This is a genomic window from Halioglobus sp. HI00S01 (assembly GCF_001635445.1).
Classification (GTDB): domain Bacteria; phylum Pseudomonadota; class Gammaproteobacteria; order Pseudomonadales; family Halieaceae; genus Halioglobus; species Halioglobus japonicus.
This window is the reverse complement of the sequence record NZ_LWEE01000377.1, coordinates 1-258: the sequence shown is the minus strand read 5'-3', so window position 1 is coordinate 258 and position 258 is coordinate 1. Positions and strand designations below refer to the sequence as shown.

General features: G+C 51.9%; 1 rRNA gene. It reads right to left on the bottom strand.

The window, feature by feature from the left end:
- A 23S ribosomal RNA gene (locus tag A3709_RS22905) occupies positions 1-258 on the bottom strand; the annotation flags it as partial.

Here is a 258-nt window from a genome sequence, read left to right as displayed (position 1 = left end):
GCCCCAGTCAAACTACCCACCACACACTGTCCTCGATCCGGATTACGGACCTAAGTTAGAACCTCAACATTACCAGGCTGGTATTTCAAGGTTGGCTCCACGATGGCTGGCGCCACCGCTTCAAAGCCTCCCAGCTATCCTACACAAGTAAGGTCAAAGTCCAGTGTGAAGCTGTAGTAAAGGTTCACGGGGTCTTTCCGTCTAGCCGCGGGTACACTGCATCTTAACAGCGATTTCAATTTCACTGAGTCTTGGGCG